Source organism: Candidatus Methylomicrobium oryzae, assembly GCF_016745425.1.
Taxonomy (GTDB): Bacteria; Pseudomonadota; Gammaproteobacteria; order Methylococcales; family Methylomonadaceae; genus Methylomicrobium; species Methylomicrobium oryzae.
Map to the genome: position 1 here is coordinate 1 of NZ_JAERVK010000035.1, position 8,004 is coordinate 8,004.

Annotated in this window: 1 protein-coding gene; it reads right to left on the reverse strand. The window is 65.8% G+C overall.

All coding sequences use genetic code 11. The features are described from left to right. Nucleotides 1-8,004, reverse strand: an 8,004-nt coding sequence (locus tag JJL52_RS20870; protein ID WP_202054458.1) for a non-ribosomal peptide synthetase, incomplete at both ends; no start/stop codon positions are given.

The following is an 8,004-nucleotide window of genomic DNA, read 5'->3' on the forward strand; positions in this document are numbered from 1 at the left end:
AACCTGCCGGATAGACCGCCGCCGTCTTGTTCCAGGACATCTGGCGCACGCGTTCCGCGTCGCTTAATAAGTTCAAAGCAGCCAGCGGCAGTCCGGGATCGGCCAGACAGTCGGTCAGCAAGCGTTGGAAACGTTCGCTCAGACGGACAATCGTCTCGGCCCGGAACAATTCGGCAGCGTAGACGAAAGTGCCGCTGAACACGCCGTCGGCGTCTTCCTCGGTCGCCAGGCTCAAATCGAATTGCGCGGCGGCCGGCTCGGTGTCGATGCGTTCGACGCTGAGGCCCGGCAGGGTTTTCAATGCATTGAGGTCGCGTTTTTGGTGGTTGAACAGCACCTGGAACAGCGGGTTGCGGTTCAAAGCCCGCTCCGGCTGCAGCAACTCGACCAGATGTTCGAACGGCAAATCCGGATGCTCCTGCGCCGTCAACACGGTTTGCCTGGCCTGCGTCAGCCAGTGCTTGAAACTTAGGTTGCCGCGGCACTCGGCCTTGACCACCAGGGTATTGACGAAAAAGCCGACCGCCGGCTCGGTTTCCAGGCGCTGGCGATTGGCGACCGGCACGCCGATACGAATATCCGACTGGCCGCTGTAGCGGTAGAGCAAGGCCGCGAATGCCGCGAACAATACGGTGAACGGCGTGGTTTCGCTGGCCGCGGCCAACTGCTTTAAGCGTTGAGCAACTTGGGCAGGCAAGACGAAAGCCTGTGCGGCGCCGGCTCCCGACATGCGTTCGGGCCGGGCGCAATCGAACGGCAATTCCAGCACCGGCTGCTCGCCGCCGAGCAGGTGTTGCCAGTAACGCGCCTGCCGTTCGCCCTCGCCCGCCGCCAGCCATTGCCGCTGCCAGGCGGCGTAATCGGCGTATTCGATCGCCAGCGTCGTTAGGCGTGCCTCGCGGCCTTCGACCGCGGCGGCGTACAGTTCGGCGAATTCCTCCAATAAACGGCCGACCGACCAGCCGTCGGCCAGGATATGGTGCATGGTCAGCCATAATTCGCGGCGGCTTTCGCCGTGCTTGACCAGCGCCGCTCGCCACAACGGCCCGGCGGCGAAATCGAACGGCGTATTGTCTTTAAATCCATTGTCGATGGCCGCATCGGCGCCCACCAAAACCCGTAACGGCACCGGAACATTCGCCTCGGCTGCTTGCATCGGCTTGCCGTCCACGATTACGAAACGGGTACGCAACATGGCATGACGCTCGGCCAGACATTCAAAGGCCTGCCGCACCGCGTTCTCATCGAGCGGCCCTTGGATGCGCAGGCCGCCGCTGATGTGGTAAGCCGTGCTCTCCGGCTGCAACTGCGCCAAGAACCACAGCCGCTCCTGGCCGTAAGACAAGGGGCGCGGGCCGTCAAGCGCAAGACGCGGAATAGCCGCCGGCTTGTTTTCGGCAGCCGGCGCGGCCGTAGCCGCCGCCAGTTCGGCGATGGTCGGCTTTTCGAACAACAGTTTCGGCGTCAGCTTGATGCCCTGTTTGCGGGCACGGGCGATGATTTGCAGGCTCAGAATCGAATCGCCGCCCAGCTCGAAGAAATTGTCGGTGACGCCGATCGATTCCCGTTTCAATACGGTTTGCCAGATCGCCGCCAGCTTAGCTTCAGTGTCGTTGCGCGGCGCCACGCCGGCACGGGCCTTGGCTTGCGGCCGGGGCAGCGCCTTGCGGTCCGCTTTGCCGTTGGCAGTCAACGGAATCGCCTCCAGCAGCGTCAGATGCGCGGGCAGCATGTAATCGGGCAACAGGCCGGCCAATTGCTCGCTGAGGCTCTCGGCATCCAAAGTTGCTGTGCGCTCGGCAACCGCATAGGCCAACAGTTGCAGGCGGCCGTCCCGGTCGTTCGGCTCGGCAATGACCAGCGCATCGGCGACGCCCGGCAGGCTGCGCAAGACTTTAGCGATTTCGCCGGGCTCGACCCGATAGCCGCGTATCTTGATCTGGTCATCCGCGCGGCCCAGCCATACCAGCCGGCCGCCGCGCAATACGGCGCGGTCGCCGGTGCGGTACATGCGGGCGCAGGAACGGAAAGGATCGGGCAGAAACCGTTCGGCCGTGGCTCCGGCCTTGCCGTGGTAAGCACGCGCCAGGCTGCCGCCGCCGATGTACAGTTCGCCGGGCACGTCGTTCGGCAGCGGATTCAGATCAGCGTCGAGCAGATAGGCGTAAACGCCGGCCAACGGCGTACCGACCGGTACGGGATCGGCGGCGGCCGCGGCTTCGTGGGTTAGTACGCCGACCGTGGTTTCGGTCGGGCCGTAATGGTTGACGATGCGGCAGTCCGGTTTCAAGCGCCGCACGCCGGCCAGCAATTCGGCGTCGCAGGCCTCGCCGCCCAATATCAGCACATGGTTCGGCAATACGGCCGCCGGCTCGGCCGCCTGCAGCAAGCCGCGCAAATGGCTGGGAACAATCTTCAGTACATCGACCTTGTGTTCGCGCATGGCCGCGGCGAAACGGTCGGGATCGGCCGCGCTTTCGGCATCGATTAAAACCAGAGTCCGGCCGCTGTAGAACGCACCGAACAATACGGTATGGCCGAGGTCGGCAGCCGGCGTCGAAACCATCGCCAGGGTTGCGGCCTGCGGCAAGGCCAGACGCGGCAGCACACCTTGTAAATACCGGTTTAATGCCGTATGGCTGACCGTCACGCCTTTGGGCTGGCCGGTTGAACCGGAGGTATAAATGCGGTAGGAGGCTTGCTCGGGATGAATCGGCACCGGCACGAATTCGACTGCATCGTTATTCCGGTTGACGGCATCCGGATTCAACAGTGCGACGCCGCAATCGGCGAAACGTGCGGCATCGGATTCACCGGCCAACAGCACTATCGCCCCGCTGTCGCGCAGCAATTCGCGCAAGCGGTTGTCAGGCAAAGCAGGATCGAGCGGCAAATACACGCCGCCGGCCTTTAATACCGCCAACAGGCTGAGCGGCAATTGAATCGAACGTTCGAACAGCACGCCGACCGCCGTTTCCTCCTTGACACCCATGCCTTGCAGCACCGCGGCCAGACGTTCGGCGGCGCTGTCCAGTTCGGCATAACTCAGGCTGGCGCGGTTGTCGCGCACCGCAATTGCGTCAGGCTGTGCGGCAACATGGCTTTGCCAAGCCGCAAGAACATCCGGATAGCTAAATTCGCCGCGCAAAGCATCCCCGCCTGACAACAGCGCGGTTTCGGCATCGGCCAAGGCCGACGGCAAAGCCGGTAACGGCTGCAGATGCAGATCGGCGACTTTGATGGCGTCCGCCGTGGTCAATTGCTGTAACAGGTAACGGTAACGCTCCGCAAGCCGCTCTAACGCCCGCGGCTGGAAGCGCCGACGTTCGCCGGACAATGTCAAATGCAGGCGGTTATCGAGTCCTGCAATCAGGCTCAACGGGTAATTGTTGCGGCCGCGGTCGTGGCGCAGCACACCGGCCGGCGCTTCGTCGTCCAGCAAACCGACTTGCAGGCCGTCGCGTTGGTTTTTCAACACCTCGTCCAAGGGATAGTTTTCGAACACCAAAATCGCCTCGAACAGATGTTGCCCTTCGCAACCGGCAGCGCGCTGAATCTCCGCCAGCGGGGTAAATTCGTAATCGCGCATCGCCGCGGCTTGATTTTGAATCGCTTGCAGCCAAGCGCTCACATCCTGAGCGCCGGGCAATCCAACCCGCAACGGCAAGGTATTGATGAACAAGCCGGCCATTTCGTCGATGCCGTCCACGTTGGCCGAACGCCCGGACACGGTAACGCCGAACAACGCCTCGCCGCCGCCATGCCGGCCCAGCAACAACGCAAACGCAGCTTGCAACAAGGTGCCGACCGTCACGCCGTGGCGGCGCGCTGCGGCCTGCAATTGCCCGGTTTCTTCCGGCGACAGGCTGGTTTCGATTTCCTGGTAGCTGCCGCGCTCGCCAGCCGGCGCTGGATCCTCCGCCAACGGTAACGGGGCAATGCCGTCGAGCCCGTTCAGCGATTCCCGCCAGAATGCCAGCGCGGCGTTGTGATCGCGAGACGCCAGCCACCGCAGGTAATCGGCATAATCCGGCTGGTGAATCGGCGCTTCGCCGTGGTATGCGCGCATCACGTCGCGCAGTACCAGCCCCATACTCCAGCCGTCCAAGGCGATGTGGTGATGGCTCCAGACCAGCCACCAAGCGGCATCGGCGACCCGCAATAACGACAACTCGAAGCCGCGCCGGCCGGCGAAATCGAATCCTTGTTTACGTTCGCCGGCCAGCCATGCATTCAATTGCTGCCACTGCCGCTCGGCATCAAGCCCTCGCCAATCGGCCCGGCGCAGATCGACGCTTCGGGTTTTGCAGACAACTTGCAGCGCCGGCTGGACGTCTTCGAATAAATACAGCGAGCGCAAGGCCGGATGGCGATCGACCGCCGACTGCCAGGCAGCATGAAAACGCGCCACATCCAGCGTGCCGTTCAGTGCAAATATCCGTTGGTAAAAATAAGGGTCCTGTTCGCCGTACTGCAGCGCATGGAACAGGATGCCCTGCTGCAGAGGCGAGAGGGGGTAGAGGTCTTCGATGCGGCGGTGTTCGACCGGCAGGGCGTCGAGCTGGGCCTGGCTTAAGCCGGCCAGCGGCACGTCGCTCGGGGTCAGGCCGGGCTCGGCCTTCAGACAGTGGTCGAGCAGGCGCTCCAGATGCCACTGGTAGCGGTCGAGCAGGCGGTCGATCGTCTGCGCGGCGTAGCGCTCGCGGCTGTAGCTCCCGTGGAGGCGCAGTTGGCCCCGGTAGATTTCGCCGTTGAGTTCCAGTTCGTAAGCCAACGGCGCCTTGGGGTCGCGTTCGTCGCCGCTGTCTTCCTCGGCCGGCTGCCACAGGGCGTCTTCGCTGAAGCTGCTGTCGAGCTGGCCGAGGTAGTTGAACAAAACCGGCGGCTTGGCGGGGTTGACGTTGGCATCGTCCTGGGCATCCTTTGCCGCTGGGCTGTTCGAGCACAGGTAGCGTAATACTCCATAGCCCAGGCCCCGGTCCGGCACCTGCCGCAGCTGCTCCTTGATCGTTTTGAGGGTGGCGGCCACGGTGGCTTGCGGGCTCAGGGTAACCGGGTACAGGCTGGTGAACCAGCCGACCGTACGGCTCAGGTCTAAGGCCGGTTGGCCTGCCGTTGGGAGGAGGTCGGCTTCGCGGCCGTGGCCTTCCAGGGCAATACGGCTATGCGGTTGCCGCGTCCATTCGCACAGGGTCTGCGCCAGGGCGGCCAGCAAGAGGTCCGGCAGGCGGGTGCGGTAGGCCCGGGGGGCCGCGTGCACCAACTGCTGCGTGCGCTCGGGCGTTAAGATCAGCGTGCGCTCGGCACGGTCGCGGCTTTCGGCCCGGCCTGCCGGCTCATCGCAGGGCCAGGAGGCGCTGGAATGGCCGGTTTGGGCCTGCCAGTAGGCCGACTGGCTTTGCAGCCGTTGGCTTTGGGCATAGGTGTGCAGGGCCCGGCCCCAGGCTGGGTAGCGGGCGGTTTTGGCGGGCAGGTGCGGCGTTTGGCCCTGGCGGATTTGCGTGTACAGGTGATGCAAATCTTCCAGCAGGATGCGCCAGGACACCGCGTCGACAATCAGGTGATGGGCCACCAGCAACAGCCGCTGGCTGCCGTCGGCAACCTCGATCGCGACGGCTTTGAACAGCGGGCCGTGTTGTAGGTTCAGGCTGCGCTGCGCCTGCTGGGCGATGGCGGTCACGGCGGCGGCATCGGCGGCGTGGTGGTGTTCCAACCGGGCTTCGGCCGTTTGCAGTTCGGCATAGTGTTGGTGCCAGCGGCCCTGGTTTTGGCTATAGCGCAGGCGCAGGCTGTCGTGATGCTCGACCAACACCTGCAGGGCCTGTTCGAGGGCGGCCCGGTCGAGCGGCGCTCGGGTGTTGAGCAAGAGCGACTGGTTCCAGTGCGCGGGCTGGGGCAGCGTTTGTTCGAAGAACCCCTGCTGGATCGGCAGCAGCGGCGCGGGGCCGGCCGCCGGCCCTTGCGCGTGTTCGGCTTGTTGCTGAGCGTCTTGATTCAAGCGCTGCACAATCGGGGCCAGGCCGGCGATGGTTTGGTGCTGGAACAGGTCTTTGGGGGTGAAGCCCAGGCCGTGGGCGCGGGCGCGGCTGACCAGCTGGATGGAGAGGATGGAGTCGCCGCCCCGTTCGAAGAAGTTGTCGTGGATGCCGAGGTCCTGGCACCCCAGCAGGTCTTGCCACAGCTTAACCAGCACCGCTTCGGCCGCGGTGGCCGGGGCTTGCGGGGCCGGCCGTTCCGGGGCTTCGGGCAGCGGCAAGGCGCGGCGGTCGATTTTGCCGTGGGCGGTGCGCGGCAGTTGCGCCAGCCGGACGTAGCGGGCCGGGATCATGTAGGCCGGCAGCCGTGCGGCCAGCGCGGCGTTGAGCTGGGCGTCGGTCGGCGGCATGGCCTCGTGTTCCGGGAACGCGGCAGCCGGAGCGGTCCCGCCGGCCAGATACGCCGCCAGGTAGCGCCGTCCGTCGTCCTCGCGCAGCAGCACGTGGGCGTCGTCGACGCCGGGCACGGTTCGCAGGACGGCTTCGATTTCGCCGGGTTCGATCCGGTAGCCGCGCAGTTTGAGCTGCTGGTCAGCGCGGCCGAGATAGTCGATCACCCCGTCTTGGCCGTAGCGCACCCGGTCGCCGGTGCGGTACAGGCGGCCGCCGTCCCCCGCAAACGGGTCGGGCAGGAAGCGTTCGGCGCTCAGACCGGGCCGGTGGTGATAGCCGCGCGCCAGGCACGGGCCGCCGATGTACAGTTCGCCGACCGCACCCAACGGCACCGGGTTGAGGTCGGCATCGAGGATGTGCAGGCTGCGCTCGCCCAGGGCGGTGCCGATGGGGGCGTAGCCGGTCAGGGGGCGGTCATCGGCCGGCCAGGCCAGCGGGGTAATGACGGTTTCGGTCGGGCCGTAGCCGTTGATGATCCGCTCCGGCCGCAGCACGGTACGGAGCGTGTGCAAAGCGGCGGCTGAGACGGCTTCGCCGCCGACACAGGCGATGCGCAGCGCCAGCGTCTCGCCCCGTGCCTGGACGGCCTCGGCCAGCTGCAGCAAGGCGCTGGTCGGCGGATACACGACGGTTACGCGGTGCGTGCGCACCGCCGCCAACGTGGCCTCGCCGGTCTCGCGGCTATCGCCCAGCACCACGCCGGCACCGTGGCAGAGCGGCGCCAGCCATTGCTCCAGGGCCGCGTCGAAGGTGAAGGCGGCCAGATGCAAAGCCCGGTCGGCGGGGGTGTAGCGGTACAGGTCGCCGACGGCCTGGATGTGCCGGCTCAACGCCCCGTGCGCCACGGCCACGCCTTTGGGGGTGCCGGTGGAGCCGGAGGTCAGGATCAGGTAGGCCAGCTGCTCGGGGTGGATGGCCACCTCGGGCGGCGTGGTAGGTTGAGTGGCCAGGTCGGTTTCGTCGAGAATCAGCCAGATAGACGGGGCTGAACGCGCGTGAAGCCCCGCGTTCGCGTCTTCAACGCGGCCAGCTCCCCGTTCGGTGAGATCGCGATCGATGCGCCTCCTGACGTCGGCACCGCCTCCTCTGAGCGTCATCGCCCACGCGGATTGCGTGATCGCCACGCGCACCCCGGCCTCGGCGATCAGCTCGGCCAGGCGTGCCGGCGGTTGTTCGGGGTCGAGCGGCAGATAGGCGCCGCCCGCTTTCCACACCGCCAGCATCGCCACGATCGTCTCCACGCCGCGCGGCAGCAGCAGCGCTACCCGGTCTTCCCGGCGAAGACCCAGGCCGATCAGCCGGTGCGCCAGCCGGTTGGCCCGGGCCTCCAGTTCGGCATAGCGCAGGTAGGTACCGTCATCAGCGATCAGCGCAATCGCCTCGGACTGCACCTCGGCCTGGCGCCGGATCAGTTCGTGCACCGGGGTGCGGGCATCGTAGGGCTTCACCCAGGCATTCCAGGTCTGAAGCTGTTCGGTTTCTTCGGTGCCGAGCAGCCGGTGGGCGGCGATTGGGGCTTGCGGCTGGGCCAGCAGTTGTCCGAGCAGGTAGGAGTAATGGCCGGCCAGCCGTTCGA